12 protein-coding genes are annotated in these 14,341 nt (G+C 58.8%); 9 read left to right on the plus strand and 3 right to left on the minus strand.

Annotated features, from left to right (window positions below):
• Window positions 1–113: 113 nt before the first annotated feature.
• The 6 genes from IE166_RS07975 (at window position 114) to IE166_RS08000 (ending at window position 6,196) form a co-directional block, all read left to right on the plus strand.
• Window positions 114–1,133, plus strand: coding sequence for a TRAP transporter substrate-binding protein (locus IE166_RS07975; protein ID WP_189502904.1), 1,020 nt, complete (start codon window positions 114–116; stop codon window positions 1,131–1,133).
• A gap of 132 nt (window positions 1,134–1,265) precedes the next feature.
• On the plus strand, window positions 1,266–1,730 hold the full coding sequence (locus tag IE166_RS07980) for a TRAP transporter small permease (protein WP_244641358.1): 465 nt from the start codon (window positions 1,266–1,268) through the stop codon (window positions 1,728–1,730).
• A gap of 21 nt (window positions 1,731–1,751) precedes the next feature.
• Window positions 1,752–3,032: a TRAP transporter large permease subunit gene (locus tag IE166_RS07985; protein WP_189502905.1), complete on the plus strand. Its 1,281-nt coding sequence runs from the start codon at window positions 1,752–1,754 to the stop codon at window positions 3,030–3,032.
• A gap of 68 nt (window positions 3,033–3,100) precedes the next feature.
• Window positions 3,101–3,874: an SDR family oxidoreductase gene (locus IE166_RS07990; protein WP_189502906.1), complete on the plus strand. Its 774-nt coding sequence runs from the start codon at window positions 3,101–3,103 to the stop codon at window positions 3,872–3,874.
• 39 nt (window positions 3,875–3,913) lie between these two features.
• On the plus strand, window positions 3,914–4,945 hold the full coding sequence (locus tag IE166_RS07995) for an L-idonate 5-dehydrogenase (protein WP_189502907.1): 1,032 nt from the start codon (window positions 3,914–3,916) through the stop codon (window positions 4,943–4,945).
• A 48-nt stretch (window positions 4,946–4,993) separates the two neighbouring features.
• Window positions 4,994–6,196, plus strand: a complete 1,203-nt coding sequence (locus IE166_RS08000) for a mandelate racemase/muconate lactonizing enzyme family protein (protein WP_189502908.1) — start codon at window positions 4,994–4,996, stop codon at window positions 6,194–6,196.
• 153 nt (window positions 6,197–6,349) lie between these two features.
• Here IE166_RS08000 and IE166_RS08005 read toward each other — a convergent pair whose 3' ends face one another.
• Together IE166_RS08005 and IE166_RS08010 are read right to left on the minus strand one after the other, a co-directional pair.
• Window positions 6,350–8,347 (minus strand): CocE/NonD family hydrolase, encoded by a 1,998-nt coding sequence (locus tag IE166_RS08005; protein ID WP_189502909.1) that lies wholly within the window; start codon window positions 8,345–8,347, stop codon window positions 6,350–6,352.
• Window positions 8,348–8,428: 81 nt separating this feature from the next.
• Window positions 8,429–9,994, minus strand: coding sequence for an ABC transporter substrate-binding protein (locus IE166_RS08010; RefSeq protein ID WP_189502910.1), 1,566 nt, complete (start codon window positions 9,992–9,994; stop codon window positions 8,429–8,431).
• A gap of 100 nt (window positions 9,995–10,094) precedes the next feature.
• Here IE166_RS08010 and IE166_RS08015 point away from each other — a divergent pair, with 100 nt between their 5' ends.
• Window positions 10,095–10,889, plus strand: a complete 795-nt coding sequence (locus tag IE166_RS08015) for a helix-turn-helix domain-containing protein (RefSeq protein ID WP_189503302.1) — start codon at window positions 10,095–10,097, stop codon at window positions 10,887–10,889.
• 64 nt (window positions 10,890–10,953) lie between these two features.
• On the opposite strand, the gene IE166_RS08020 is transcribed toward IE166_RS08015, so the two are convergent.
• Entirely contained in the window at window positions 10,954–11,826 is an 873-nt protein-coding gene (locus tag IE166_RS08020; protein WP_189502911.1) for a LysR substrate-binding domain-containing protein, read from the minus strand.
• Window positions 11,827–11,996: 170 nt separating this feature from the next.
• Between IE166_RS08020 and IE166_RS08025 the strand changes: the two genes are divergently transcribed.
• Both IE166_RS08025 and IE166_RS08030 read left to right on the plus strand, forming a co-directional pair.
• Entirely contained in the window at window positions 11,997–13,250 is a 1,254-nt protein-coding gene (locus IE166_RS08025) for an aromatic ring-hydroxylating oxygenase subunit alpha (RefSeq protein ID WP_189502912.1), read from the plus strand.
• A complete protein-coding gene (locus IE166_RS08030; RefSeq protein ID WP_385964921.1) occupies window positions 13,240–14,331 on the plus strand; it encodes a hybrid-cluster NAD(P)-dependent oxidoreductase in 1,092 nt (363 codons plus the stop codon). Before IE166_RS08025 ends, IE166_RS08030 begins: the two co-directional genes overlap by 11 nt.
• The last annotated feature ends 10 nt before the right edge of the window (window positions 14,332–14,341 follow it).

Here is a 14,341-nt window from a genome sequence, read left to right on the forward strand (position 1 = left end):
TGAGGAGATTGAGGCGTCGCTCAAGCGACGTCTTCGATGCCGGAGGATCATGAATGATCATCCGTATTGGGTGGAGAGACCACCATTTTGTATGGAACCATGGGAGAGGTCCAATGAATGGTAAAATGATCAAACTGGCAGGCGCCTTGGCACTCGCCATGTTCGCAACGGCAGCAAGCGGCACGATTGCCGCCGCGCAGGAATTTAAAGCCAAACTCGGCCACGCCATGCCGCAGGAGCACCCGCAGGCCGTGGCGCTTACCAAGTTTGCTGAACTTGCAGGCCAATACACGGACGGCCGCGTCAAGGTCACCGTTTACCATGGCAGCATGCTGGGCGGCGACGACAAGATGCTGCAGTCTACCCAGAGTGGCACACAGGAAATGTTCTACGGCTCGCTGGCGCCGATCGCCGGCAAGATCAAGGAAGTTCAGGTGTTCGACTTCCCCTTCCTGTTTGGAAACATGAAGGAAGTAGACGCAGTCTTCCTGGGTCCTATCGGCCAGAAGCTGATGGACAAGCTCGAACCGCACAACCTTCACGGCGTCGCCTGGGGTGAGACCGGTTTCCGTCAGCTTTCCAACAACAAACATGAAGTGAAGACCGCCGACGACATCAAGGGACTGAAGGTTCGCGTGATGCAGAACCAGGTTGCCCTCGATAGCTGGAAGGCAATCGGCGCCAACGCTCTGCCGATGTCCTATGCCGAAGTCTTTACGGCACTAGAAACCGGCGCTCTCGATGGTCAGGAAAACCCGTACATCCACATGTACGCCAACAAGATCTACGAAGTGCAGAAGTTCGGAACGACCACGAACCATGTTTACACGCCCTGCATCCTCGTGACCTCGAAGAAGTTCTGGGAGCAGCTGACACCTGCCGATCAGGAGGCGATCGTGAAAGCTGGCAAGGAGTCCATGGTGTTCCTGCGCCAGCTGATGGATGAAGGCAACGCCAAGGTTGTCGCTGATCTTGAGGCGCAGGGGATGAAAGTTCAGGAATTGCCGGAAGCCGAGCTCGCCAAGCTCCGCGCCGCGACCCAACCCATCATCGAGAAGTACAAGCCCGTGGTGGGTGCCGAACTCGTTGACGAGATCCAAGCGACGATCGCAAAAGTGCGCGCCGGGCAATAATCCTCGCGCGCCATGGGTCCGGCTTTCCCCTTCCGGGAAGGCCGGCCCCATCAAGATCACGTCCCGATATCACGCCTTTGGGGAACGCTTATGATATCCCGAATCCTGTTCGGCACGCTTGAGAAGCTGCTGATGATCGCGCTTGCGCTGATGGTCATCATGATCTTTGGCAATGTCGTGCTGCGCTATGGCTTCAATTCCGGCATCACGGAGTCGGAGGAACTGTCGCGCTTTATTTTCGTCTGGCTGATCTTCATCGGCGCCTTCCTCACATTGCGCGACCGCGCGCATCTGGGCGTCAACAGTCTGGTGCGCGCAATGCCTTTCAAGGCGCAGCGCCTCGTCCGCATCGGCGGTGATTTAGCGACGCTTCTGTGCTGCTACCTGCTTGGCCTGGGTGCATGGCGCCAAACGGTCGATAATCTTGAAAATTTCTCGCCTGTCGCCGGGGTTCCCCTGGGGTGGGTGTATGTCTCCTGCGTGCTCTGCTGCATCGGCATGGCCATTCTTCTCCTTCGTTCGATCTTCGAGGTCGCCACCGGCAGGGTGCGTGATGAGGAGATCTTTGCCAGCAATGCCGACGGGCTTGTCGAGTAAACGGCCGAGGGGGCAAGAAACATGACAATTTTCGTTTTCGTCGGCTCACTCTGCGGAGCCATGCTGCTGGGTATTCCGGTCGCCTTTTCTCTTCTAATTTGCGGCGTGGTCCTGATGATACATCTGGACATCTTCGACGTGCAAATCCTCGCAGAGAACGTGCTGGACGGTGCCAACAACTATCCGCTGATGGCGCTGCCCTTCTTCGTCCTTGCTGGCGAAATCATGAATGCCGGTGGCGTTTCTAAGCGCATCGTCAACGTGGCGATTGCCGCAGTTGGCCACTTTCGCGGCGGTCTCGGCTATGTCGCCGTCTTTGCGGCGCTCATCCTAGCGGCGATCTCGGGCTCGGCCATCGCCGACTGTGCAGCACTTGCCGCCGTCGTCATACCGCTGATGCGCCGATCCGGTTACCCGGTGCCACTATCTGCCGGCCTCATCTCCTCTGCCGGTATTGTTGCACCCCTGCTTCCGCCATCCATCCCGTTCGTGGTCTTTGGTGTGGCTGCCGAGCTCTCTGTAACCCGCCTTTTCATGACGGGAATTGCGCCGGGCCTGATGATGGCCGCCACGCTGATGGTCACGTGGTATTTCTATGCGCGCAAAGACGAACGAATGGCATCGGACCATACGTTTGACATGTCGCGTCTCTTGAACGCGTTAAAGGAAGGCGTCTGGGCGCTTGTTCTGCCGGCCATCATCATTGGCGGCATGAAGACCGGCATTTTCACGCCTACCGAAGCTGGTGTCGTTGCGGTCGTCTACGCTTTCCTGATCGGCATGTTCGTCTACGGTGAGCTGAAAATCTCGGTCGTGCCGTCCCTGCTCTTGCAGGCGGCGAAAACCGCCAGCACGATCATGTTCCTCGTTGCGGCGGCTTATGTCTCGGCCTGGCTCATCACGGTTGCGAACATTCCGCAGGAAATCGGCGAATCGCTCGCGCCGTTCATGGAAAACAAGATCCTCTTCATGTTCATGTTGATGGTCATCGTGTTCCTGGTCGGCACCGCGCTCGACCTCACCCCGACGATTCTGATCCTCACTCCGGTGATGATGCCGCTCGTGATGCAGGCCGGGATTGACCCATATTATTTCGGGGTAATGTTCATGATGAACAACGCGATCGGCCTCATCACACCGCCGGTCGGCACCGTCCTGAACGTCGTTTCCGGCGTGGCACGTGTGGAACTGGATCAGGTCATTAAGGGCATGCTGCCCTTCCTGATCGCTTATACCGTGTTGCTGTTCACCTTTGTGCTCTTCCCCGCGTTGATCACAGTGCCGGCAAGCTGGCTTCGCTGACGGTCCACTCAAGGGCGGGCTTAGCGGCACGCCTCCCTATCCTTCACTTTGTCTTCGTGGCCAAGCCGATGTCTTTCAAGCAGCTTTTCGATCTTTCCGGGCGCACGGCGCTCATCACAGGCTCCACGCGCGGTCTCGGGCTTTCCTATGCTGAGGGTCTCGCAGAAGCCGGCGCACACGTGATCATCAACGGCACGCGCCCTGAAGGCGTAACTGAAGCCATCGCGAAGCTCGCAAAGAAGGGCCACAGTATTTCCGGCCTGCATTTTGACGTCGGCAGAGAGGGCTCCGTCGTCGAAGCTTTCGAAGCCTTCGACAGACAAGGCTTGGAAATCGACATCCTCATCAACAATGCTGGCATCCAGTTCCGCAAGCCGATGGTCGATCTCGGTGTCGAAGACTGGCAGAAGGTATTGGACGTTAACCTCACCGGCTCGTTCATCATTGCTCGCGAGGCCGCCAAGCGGATGATCGCCCGCGGGCGTGGCGGCAAGATTGTCAACATCGCTTCACTGGTCAGCGCCGCAGGCCGCGCAACTGTTGCGCCTTATACCGCGTCCAAGGGCGCGATCACCGCCATCACCCGCACCATGGCGGTTGAGTGGGCGCCGCACAACATCCAGGCGAATGCGATCGGCCCCGGCTACATCCTGACCGACATGAACCAGGCGCTTATCGACAACAAGGAGTTCGATGCCTGGGTACGCGCTTCCAATCCGAGCGGCCGCTGGGGCAAGCCGGAAGAACTGGTCGGCGCAGCCATTTTCCTGTCGAGCAGCGCGTCCGACTACATAAACGGCCAAACGCTTTACGTGGATGGCGGCTGGCTCGCCCAGCTCTGATCGCCTGCATCCCCATTCCAGAATCTCTAGGACCTAACCATGAAAGCCGTTGTCCTTCACAAGGAGCATGATCTCAGGGTCGAGGAACGCGACATTGGCGAACCAGGACCGGGCGAAGTGCGTATCCGTGTGAAGGCCGGCGGCATTTGCGGGTCTGACCTTCACTATTTTCACCATGCCGGCTTCGGAACCGTTCGGGTGCGTGAACCCATGATCCTCGGACATGAAGCGTCGGGAGAAGTTGCCGCGATCGGTGCAGGCGTCAGCAATGTTGCGGTCGGCCAGCGCGTCGCCATCAATCCAAGCCGTCCGTTGGGCAATTGCGAATTCATACAAGAGGGACAACGCCAGCACGCTATGGACATGCGGTTCAACGGCTCCGCCATGCGCTTTCCACATGTGCAGGGCCTCTTTCGCGAAGAGATCGTTGTCGAAGCTGAACAGGCCGTGCCCGTCGCGCCCAATACGCCGTTCGAAGAAGCGGCCTGCTGCGAACCGCTCGCCGTGTGCTTACACGCCATCACCCAGGCTGGTTCGCTGGTCAGCAAGCGCGTGCTTGTCACAGGTACCGGCACCATCGGCTGCCTAACCATTCTCGCCGCCCGGTTTGCAGGCGCGACCGAGATTGTCGCCACTGACATTTCAGACACCGCTTTGGCCATCGCGAAGTCGATCGGCGCCGACCTCGTCGTCAACGTGGCCACACAGCCTGAGGCGCTTGCTCCTTACGCGGAAGGAAAAGGCCACTTTCATGTCGCCTTCGAGTGTTCCGGCAACGGCGCAGTTCTCGCCGGCTTGTTGAAGGTCGTGCGTCCGCGCGGCACGATCGTCGTTGTAGGCATGGGCAATGACGTGACGCTGCCCATCAGCGCCGTTGTTACCAAGGAACTTGTTCTACGCGGCACTTTCCGCTTCGACGCAGAATTTGCTTGGGCGGCAAAATTGATCTCTGAACGCCGCATCGACGTGCGCCCGCTCCTCACCGCGCAAATCCCTATGGATCGGGCGGTCCAGGCGTTCGAACTTGCCACCGACCGAACGAAGTCAATGAAGGTTCATCTTGTTTTCTGACCAAAAGCCAGACTTGGCAGCGGCGCTTCGACAAACGAAGGAAAGAGAATGAAGATAACGGCCGTCGAAACCGTACGCATCGACGAGCGGGAGAACCTTCTTTGGGTTCTGGTCCATACGGATGAGGGCATCACCGGTCTTGGGGAAACATTCTACGGCGTGCGCGCGGTTGAAGCGCATGTCCACGAGTTCATCGCGCCAAGGGTCATCGGTCGCGATCCGCTGGAGATCGACCTGCTTGCGCAGGATCTTGTCGGCTATATCGGCTTCCGCTCGTCCGGCGCGGAAGTGCGCGGCAACTCGGCCTTCGATATCGCTCTTTGGGACATTTTCGGCAAGGCGACGAACCTTCCGATCGCGCAGCTTCTCGGCGGCTTTACCCGCAAGGAAATCCGCACTTACAACACCTGCGCGGGCACCGAATACGTCAAGCGAAACACGGGCCAGAACACCGCCAATTATGGGCTCTCCGCGGGGACGTCTTATGACGATCTGAACAGCTTCCTGAACACCGCGGACGACTTGGCGCATTCCCTGCTCGAAGAAGGGATCACGGCCATGAAGATCTGGCCGTTCGATGCCGCGGCGGAGAAAACACGCGGGCATTATATCTCTTTGCCGGACCTCAAGCTGGCGCTCGCACCGTTCGAAAAGATCCGAAAGGCTGTGGGCGACAAGATGGACATCATGGTCGAGTTCCACTCTATGTGGCAGCTCCTGCCGGCCATACAGATCGCCAAAGCTCTAGAGCCCTACCAGACCTTCTGGCATGAAGACCCGATCAAGATGGACAGTCTTTCGGACCTCAAGCGCTATGCCGACGTCTCTCCTGCGCCGATTTCAGCATCCGAAACACTGGGCTCACGCTGGGCTTTCCGTGATCTGCTCGAAACCGGCGCGGCGGGCGTGGTCATGCTCGATATTGGCTGGTGCGGTGGCATCTCGGAAGCACGCAAGATCGCCTCAATGGCAGAAGCCTGGCATCTCCCGATTGCTCCCCATGATTGTACCGGACCCGTCCTGCTTGCTGCGTCGACACATCTCTCGCTGAATGCACCGAATGCCCTCATCCAGGAGAGCGTTCGCGCCTTCTACCGCACGTGGTACCGCGACCTCGTAACGGCTCTTCCGGAAGTAGAAGACGGGATGATCACCGTACCAGCGGGGCCCGGTCTGGGTCTGGAATTACATCCTGATCTCGATCAGGTTTTCACTGTTACGCGCCGCAAATCAGATGCGTCGAGCCGCTAATCATCGTGAAAGTCGATTACGGCTATAAAGGGAACGTCTTTTCTGCTCATCAAGGTGCAAAGCAGACAGTCAACCGGGCGCTCGCGATCAGAGCTAAATCGCTGCCGGCAGTCATCAGCGTAAGACGAAACTTAAGGCTCGAATTCAATCAGCTTACATATGGTCGCGAGGTATATGGACACTTCGTTCGCGGGAGAAAACGCGGCGTTCGCCGTGGAAGGCCTCCCTTCGCTCCATGACGATCCATTCAGTCTCAGTGCAGGACATACGCATTGAGCCGACGGACCTGGTTTCCCAGTCTTGGCGCTTCGCCGTGCATGTGTAGTGGGCTTCGGCTTTCATCGACAATGGGTCGCCTTGCTTGATCGACCAAACCTGGTCCACGGTTTCCCGCGTCGCCAAGCCATTGCCGGGATGACGGTTCAAACCCGTATCCTCGCTGACCTTATATCGGGTGACGCCTTCGCGAAGATCACGCTCGACCGAACGCGTAGAGCAGCCGTCCGCTATGACTTCATAGCGCGGCAGAGGGTCTGGATTCGCTGGTTCCGCGACCTCGATGCGACGATGCTCTCCTAGCAAAGGAAGCTCGATCCGGAGGGAAGCGAGATCAATCAGGAGTGTCGCATCGAAAGGCGGCGGCAGTATCGTCGGCCAGTAGGCGCTCGACAGGGAAACCCGCATGCGGTGCCCCGGTGCGAAGCGGTAGCCGCAAGCATCAAGAGCCAGGCTGACCTCGATTGTTTCGCCAGGAGTCAGGGGCTGCGGATGCGCGTTTCCGTTTCGGTGGGCGAGATTGAGCACACCATAGGACACGCGCGTGGCCGTTCCGTCCGGATGCACATCCACCAGGCGCACAACAAGATTCGCAAGGGGGGCGTCACTCGACAATGCGAGGCTCAGCGAGGGTTGGCCAAGCAGAACTTGCTCCGTGTCCAGCACTTGGCTGTCGAACATCAGCGAGCCGGCATCGTCCAGTCGCTGATCCCCCGCCATTTCAGCATCCGGCTTGAGCGTAAACCATTCGCCTGACGCTGTGCCCGTATCGAGCGGCGATTGCAGACTCGCTGTTCCCAACGCGCTTGAAGCAGGATCCTGCTGCAGACGTTCATTCGCATCTAGGCGTAGGGTCAGCTGTTGCGGCTCGGTCCAGGCATCTTTGGAGATCCAGTAGCCGGGATCGGTTTCACGCCAGCGCGACGGCTTGGGTCCGTCCAGGATGAAGGCTCGAACCTGCGGAAGATCATCTGCGCCGGTGTTCTCGTCACAAAGCCAGCGACGCCACCAGGCGATCGCTTCGGCGTGAAAATCGGCGCGAGGCTTGGGATAAGCGAAGTGCGGATATTTGTGGACCCATGGTCCAATCAGCGCCTTGGCCTTCGTTGGCATTCCTTCGACTGCCTTCAAGGGCGTGTTGCGGTAGCCGTCAGCCCATCCGGCGATTACGAGCGCAGGAACCGGGAAATCGTCGAAGCTTTCGCAAATGGAGCCGTGGCGCCAAAAATCGTCGCGGCACTGGTGCGAAAGCCAGTCTTCTATGAAGAAGGGCTCGCGCTCCAAGCGCTCCAGCCACATATCGTACCAGCGTTCACCAACCAGCTCCGGATCGGGTGAACGCGACTGATAGGCGCTCATTGTGACAGCCCAGGAGAACTGCGCCGATAGATGTGCGCCATTCTTATAGTGGATGTCATCGTTATAGCGGTCGACAGTCGATGCGATGGAGATCACCGCCTTCAGCGCGGGTGGCTTGAGGGCTGCAACCTGCAGGCAGTTGAAGCCGCCCCACGAGATGCCCATCATCCCGACGCTGCCGTTGGACCACGGCTGGCGAGCGATCCATTCGATGATTTCCACCGCGTCTGACAATTCGCGTGGTGTGTACTCCCCGTCGATGACGCCATCGGACTCACCGGAACCGCGAATATCGACGCGAACCCCTGCGATCCCCGCCGCCGCGAAAACCGGATAGGTCGACTCGTCGCGCGGCGCGGTCCCGTTGCGCTTGCGATAAGGCAGGAATTCCAGAACGGCAGGAACGGGAGCCTCTACACTCGCCGTGTCAGGCATCCAGATCCGGGCCGCAAGACGGGTTCCGTCCTTCAGCATGATCCATTCGTTTTCGATGACGTGGAAAGACGTGTCGGTCATGAGATCTCAGCAGGCACTATGAAGTCTAAGGAAAACCGATCGCCGTTGAGCGGCGACCGGTCGGCACATGACAGTGCAGGATCAGGCTTCGAGCCAGACCCGGCTAGCCATGCGGCCGTTGGACAGGTCGTTGCCGATATCGTGGACAAAACCCTTCAGCGTCTTGGAAGCGGCGTTCACATAATCATTGAACACAGGCAGGATCAGGCCGCCTTCGTCGCGCACCATCACTGCCATGTCACGATACAAGATCCGCCGCTTGGCTTCATCGAGTTCGGCCCGCGCCTTTGCTGCCATTGCATCGAAGTCAGGCCGCTTAAAGCGGGTGTCGTTCCATTCCGCGGTCGATACATAGGATGTCGAGTAACGCCCATCCTGCGTCGGACGTCCACCCCAATATGAAGCACAGAACGGCTGGACGTTCCACACTTCAGTCCAGTAGCCGTCGTTGGGATCGCGCTGCACTTGGATTTGGATCCCAGCCTTCGATGCGCTTTGCTGGAAAACCTGTGCCGCTTCGACCGCACCCGGGAAGGCCGCTTCCGAGGTTCGAAGCAGGATCGGTCCGTCGTGGCCTGACTTCTTGAAATGGAAGGCGGCCTTTTCAGGATCGTAGGCGCGCTGTTCGATGTCGGTGGGCGCAAGCGCATAGTTGGCGTTCACCGGATAATCGTTGCCGATCGTGCCAAAACCGCCGACGACCTGCTTGAGGATCGCCTCGCGGTCGATCGCATATTTAAGCGCAAGCCGCAGGTCGTTGTTGTCGAAGGGCGCGGTGTCGCAATGCATGAGGAAGGAATAGAAACCCTTGCCCGCGCTGCGCAAAATCTCGACATTCGGCGCGTTCGAAAGAAGCGAAACGACCTTGGGTTCGATCGTATTAATGAAGTCGACCTGCCCGGCGCTTAACGCGCTGATGCGCGCGGTCGAATCGTTCATCACGGTGATTTCGACGCTGTCGACAAAGCCGCGATCATCACGCCAATCGCTGGTGTTGCGTTCGAAATTCGCGCGAATACCGGGCTCAAATGCGACGAGCTTGTAGGGGCCGGTGCCGATTGCGGCATTCGGATTGTCTTTGCCGCCGTTTGGCTGGATTTGCAGATGGTAGTCGGTCAGTACCAGTGGCAGATCGGCATTACCTTCGGCCAAGGTGATGACGACATTACCGGCGCGCTCTTCGATCTGCTTGATGCCCGCCAAGAGGCCAAGTGCGCCTGATTGGGAGCTTTCATCGGCATGGCGTCGCAGCGTGGCGACCACGTCGGCCGGCGTCATCGGTTTACCGTTATGGAAAGTCACGCCCGTGCGGATCTTGAAGGTCCATTCCTTTGCATCAGGCGATGGCGTCCAGGATTCAGAGAGGGACGGCAGGGCCGCACCGGTTTCCGGATGCGACTCAACCAGCGTATCTCCCCAGCAATGCGCGATAACGAAGAGGACGCTCGCAGAGGCCAACGCCGGATCCAGCGTATCGGCAGAAGCACCGCCGGCCAAGCCCAGCCGCAGATTGCCGCCGCGTTTTGGCTCCTGCGCCCTTGCAGACACAGTGCTCAAAACCCCTGCCGAAGCAGAAAGGCCAAGCATGGCACTTCCCTGCAAGAAGCCACGGCGGCTCACGTTGAAAGTCTTTTGCAAATTGTCCATCGGATCCCCTTTTGTTTTGTTTGGCAGGGATTGTGACCCGAGATGCACGCAATACAATTTCGCAGCTTGACGCGGATTTACGCACCTTTACGCTACGATGATGCGCAAGGGTCCGACCAACTTTTTCGAAAATTTGAGGTTGGCCTGCAGCACCCGAGCATCAATCTCGGATTTGTGTCGTTCGGTCGCGATCAACCGCCAGCAATTCAACCGCTACATCAACGAAAACTGCGAGCCCTCGGCGCATAACCGTTTGCGCATCGCTGCGGCCTTCGGGCTCGATCCCGTCGATTTCGATCTTCCGACGCCGCTCTTTCGGCGTAAGCTGCAAGAGGCCAAACGACCAAAATTGATGGACGGTCCGTTGGCAGATGCCTTCCCGGGAAACTCGCAGGCGCTGCGTCCCTATCTTGGCTTCTACCAGACCTGGCATGTCTCTCTGTCGTGGCCAGACAGGATCGTTTGTTCCTGCGCCCACTTGCGTGAAAGTCATGGCCAGGTTCTCGTCACGTCGCTGGAGCGTATCGATGATCTGGAAAGCGGCATTCGGCAACGCTCGCGCTATGTTGGGCTGGCGGCCTTCCAGCGCAACCGCATCTTCCTCACCGAGGTAACGCGCGGCGAAGCGCCAACTTTCGGACAAACGATCCTGATGCCGTTTGAAATCCACCAGCGGCAATATTTGCGGGGCCTCACGATGGGGCTGTCATGGCGAAACGACAATCTTCCTTACGCAACCCGCACGATCTGGCGACACCGCGGCATGGAGACCAGTCGGCGCGCACTGTTGAAGAATTGCGGGATCTACCGGACATCCTCCGGTGCGCTTCCCTCGGTCGTTTCGTCTTTTCTGCTGCAGGCTGGATCGTCCATCACCACCCTCGCACGCAGCTGATACGAACTACGCATCGCCGGCGTAATGAACAGACGATGCGGGTGGGCATATAGACCCCAAGACATCAGCTCGCGCTCTCCCGAGCCTGATCCTTGATCCAGTTCACAAAAAGCGAGACGTCGCTGCGTTCACTGCGTCGACGGGGCACGACGATGAAGTAACCGTCATGGGTGGGCATGGCGTATGGCGTTATTCGCACGAGGCGCTTTTCCTGGAGAAGGCGCTGCACGAGCCGCGACCAGCCGAGGGCGATCCCTTCGCCCATCAGGGCCGCATGAATGCTGTCCATGTAGAAGCTGGTATGCATTCCGAAGTTCGCGGTCGGCACATCGATCGAGAATGCCGAGAACCATTCGCTCCATCCGACCCATCCCGGCTCATCCGAGTCGGATGACACCAGATTGTAGCGCAGAAGGTCGCCGGGATCGGAGATCGAGCCCATCGCACTGGCATAGTCCGGCGAGCAGACGGGGAAAACCTCGTCATTGAACAGGAACTCAGCTTTTCCGTCGGGCCAGGTGCCATGCCCGTAGCGGATTGATAAATCCGCTTCGCCACTTTGAGCATTGACCCGTTTATCCTGGGAGATGATCCGAAGCTTGATATTGGGATGCGCACGGGAAAAGCTTGAAACTCTGGGCAACAGCCATAATTGCGAGAACGAGACGGTTGTTGAGATCACCAACTGTTCCGAGGTGTTGCGACGGGTAATCTCTGCAACACTGTCGGCCAAGATGTTGAAGGCTCCCGTCGAGGCTGTGGACAAGGCACGGCCTTTTTCGGTCAGCTCGATGCGCCTGTGAAGCCTCGTGAAAAGCGGAAAGCCGAGCGCCTCTTCAAGCAGGTGTATCTGACGGCTCACGGCGGCCTGCGTGACCCCAAGTTCTTCGGCGGCATGCGTAAAACTGTGCAGGCGCGCGGCGGCTTCGAAGACCATCAACGCCGTTACTGGTGGTAGCCTTCGTCTGAGACCCGTCACTGCTCGCCTCAAGGAACTTCTGAAGTCCTTGTTGCATCAGTTTTCCTGATGTCACGCAACAGCATTCCTGCAGTTGAGCGCTCTTGCGAACTGTAGCAGCTTTATCAAAACTGACTTTAGGGAATGTCATGCTTGACAGAGTAGTACCCACCATCAGTTCACTCTTGAACGCGCGTGCCGCCGGCCACTCGCTTCCGGCTGGATTGTATATCCGCGACGACGTGTTCGAGGCTGATCTCGACGTCTTCTTCCGCAAGCATTGGATCTGCATCGGGCTTGAATGCGACGTGTCTGAAGCCGGCGATGCGACCGTCATCGATATTGGTGCAAGCAGCCTCATTCTTCTGCGCGACGATGATGGTGTTGTCCGCGTCTTCCACAATGTGTGCCGCCATCGTGGTTCACGTATTCTCGATGGCGGTCCGACCATCGTATCCAAGCTCGTTTGTCCCTATCATCAATGGACATACGAGCTGACCGGCGAACTCGCTTATGCGCCGCATATGGGAGCCAATTTCGATAAGGAATGCCGGTCGCTGAAGGCAGTCAACTTCCGCTCTATCAGCGGCCTGATCTATGTCTGCCTGTCGGACAATCCGCCCGATGACATCGACGAGCTCGAGCGCGTGATGAACGAGCGCCTTGCCCCCTATGACATCCGCAATACCAAGATCGCCTATGAGAAAGACGTGGTCGAGGAAGGCAACTGGAAGCTGACGCTGGAAAACAACCGCGAATGCTACCATTGCTCGGCCAATCACCCCGAGCTCTGCGTGTCCTTCGTCGATCTCGATTTCGGCTATGATCCGGACAGTCTGAGCCCGGAAGACAAGGCGCAGGCCGACGAGCATCTTGCGCTTTATGCCGAGCGGACACGACGTTGGGAGGAGGAGGGCCATCCCTCGGCTGCGGTGGAGCAGTTGATCGATTGCGTCACCAATTTTAGGACGCAGCGCCTGATCATATCGGGCGCCGGCGAATCCCAGACTTATGATGCGACGGCAGCCTCGTCGAAGCTCCTCGGCACGATGACGCGCAAGGATCTCGGCGACACGCATCTGTGGGGCCATAATAGCTGGAAGCATTTCATGGGCGATCACGCTGTCGTCTCGATCGTCATTCCTCTGTCGGCTGGCCGCACGCTGGTGCGCACCAAGTGGCTCGTGCACAAGGACGCCGTCGAAGGCGTCGACTACGACCTTCAGAAGCTGACCGATGTCTGGATCGCGACGACCGATCAGGACTCGGATCTCGTCTCACGTTCCCATGCGGGTGTGATGGACCCCGCTTATATCCCAGGCCCGTATTCGCCGTTCTCCGAAACCTATCTCGAGAAGTTCGCGACTTGGTATGTCGACCGGATGCATGCGCATGGATACTAGCGCGTTTGCCGGGGGCGCTCCTTACCCGACCCTCGCGCAAGTCTGGGACCCGGAAGCAGACGACGCGCTGGTCTGCCTCGACGTGCATCAGGAAACGCATGACGTGAAGAGCTTTACCTTCGCTTCGGTGGCGGGAAAGCAGTTCGATGTTCGGGCAGGCCAATACTTCCTGTTCACGTTCCCTGCGGGGGGCGAGGATGACAGCCGATGCTACAGCGTCTCGTCCTCGCCGCTCCGGCGCAATGCGTTTTCGATCACGGTCAAGCGCGTTGCCGGCGGCCGCATGTCCAACTGGCTGCACGACACGATGCAGCCGGGCATGAGCGTCACGGCGCAGGGGCCGCTCGGCACATTTATCCGACCGGCAGGCGCGGCACAGAAATACCTGCTCCTGTCTGGTGGCTCGGGCATTACGCCCGTGATGTCCATGGTCAGGGAACTCGCCGACAGCTATGAACAGGCCGATGTGGCTTTCGTTCATGCCGGCCGCGCGCCGGCAGACCTGATCTTCCGCCATGAGCTCTCGGGCCTGGCCGCTCGCCTCAAGACCTTGCGCTTGCACTTCCTGCCCGAACAGCTTGGCAACGAACCGTCCTGGCCGGGTCTGACCGGCCGCATCTCCTTGGATTATCTGCGGCTTGCGGTTCCCGATCTGGCCGAGCGAGTCATCCTGTGTTGCGGTCCGCAACCCTTCATGGCGGCGGCGCGCAAGATCGCGGCCGAGGCCGGGGTGCCCGCGCATCGCTATATCGAGGAAAGCTTCGACGCCGCCGTGATCGATGCCGACGTGGTGACGCCAATTCAAGCTCCGGCCGAGACGATCTACGCTGTTCAGTTTTCCAAACAGGCGCGCAGCATCGACGTTTCAGCGGAACAGACCGTGTTGTCCTGTGCGAAGAAGGCTGGAATCCGCATTCCGTCCTCTTGCGCCAACGGCATGTGCGGAACCTGCAAGTCCAAGCTCGTCTCCGGCTCCGTCAACATGGTCCACAATGGCGGCATCCGGCAGCGCGAGATCGACGCGGGCTTCTTTCTCCCCTGCTGCTCGAAACCAACCAGCGATCTGGTGATCGATCGCTGACAGTCCCGTC

It is taken from the genome of Tianweitania populi (genome assembly GCF_014652875.1).
Taxonomy (GTDB): Bacteria; Pseudomonadota; Alphaproteobacteria; order Rhizobiales; family Rhizobiaceae; genus Tianweitania; species Tianweitania populi.

Coding starts and splice junctions, on each gene's coding strand:
- IE166_RS07975 (WP_189502904.1), top strand. CDS start 114: ATGAATGGTAAAATGATCAAACTGGCAGGCGCCTTGGCACTCGCCATG.
- IE166_RS07985 (WP_189502905.1), top strand. CDS start 1,752: ATGACAATTTTCGTTTTCGTCGGCTCACTCTGCGGAGCCATGCTGCTG.
- IE166_RS08000 (WP_189502908.1), top strand. CDS start 4,994: ATGAAGATAACGGCCGTCGAAACCGTACGCATCGACGAGCGGGAGAAC.
- IE166_RS07995 (WP_189502907.1), top strand. CDS start 3,914: ATGAAAGCCGTTGTCCTTCACAAGGAGCATGATCTCAGGGTCGAGGAA.
- IE166_RS08020 (WP_189502911.1), bottom strand. CDS start 11,826: ATGGTCTTCGAAGCCGCCGCGCGCCTGCACAGTTTTACGCATGCCGCC.
- IE166_RS07990 (WP_189502906.1), top strand. CDS start 3,101: ATGTCTTTCAAGCAGCTTTTCGATCTTTCCGGGCGCACGGCGCTCATC.
- IE166_RS08005 (WP_189502909.1), bottom strand. CDS start 8,347: ATGACCGACACGTCTTTCCACGTCATCGAAAACGAATGGATCATGCTG.
- IE166_RS08010 (WP_189502910.1), bottom strand. CDS start 9,994: ATGGACAATTTGCAAAAGACTTTCAACGTGAGCCGCCGTGGCTTCTTG.
- IE166_RS08025 (WP_189502912.1), top strand. CDS start 11,997: ATGCTTGACAGAGTAGTACCCACCATCAGTTCACTCTTGAACGCGCGT.
- IE166_RS08015 (WP_189503302.1), top strand. CDS start 10,095: ATGCGCAAGGGTCCGACCAACTTTTTCGAAAATTTGAGGTTGGCCTGC.
- IE166_RS08030 (WP_385964921.1), top strand. CDS start 13,240: ATGGATACTAGCGCGTTTGCCGGGGGCGCTCCTTACCCGACCCTCGCG.
- IE166_RS07980 (WP_244641358.1), top strand. CDS start 1,266: ATGATCGCGCTTGCGCTGATGGTCATCATGATCTTTGGCAATGTCGTG.